The sequence below is a fragment of the Pseudoalteromonas sp. S3178 genome (assembly GCF_005886985.1).
GTDB classification, from domain to species: domain Bacteria; phylum Pseudomonadota; class Gammaproteobacteria; order Enterobacterales; family Alteromonadaceae; genus Pseudoalteromonas; species Pseudoalteromonas carrageenovora.
Map to the genome: position 1 here is coordinate 1 of NZ_PNCW01000516.1, position 274 is coordinate 274.

1 protein-coding gene is annotated in these 274 nt (G+C 48.5%); it reads right to left on the reverse strand.

The annotated features are described in order from the left end of the window. The coding region (locus CWC11_RS22005; RefSeq protein WP_171038524.1) for a HisA/HisF-related TIM barrel protein at window positions 1–274 on the reverse strand (274 nt) is incomplete at both ends.

Here is a 274-nt window from a genome sequence, read left to right on the forward strand (position 1 = left end):
CCACTCTCGGTTTTGTTCACATCAAGTGCTATTACAAATTTATCGGCGCCACATGCTTTAATCCATGCAGCAACTTCTTGCTGTTTATCGACCGCCATCGAGCCTATCACCACTTGGGCGGCTCCGGCATCTAACCATTGCTTTACGTCGTCAATACTGCGAATACCACCGCCTACCTGAAAGGGAACAGATAAAGCCTTAGTCGCCGCTTGAATAGTGCGCCATTGCTTTTTGCTCGGATCACGAGCGCCTTCTAAATCCACCAAATGTAGCT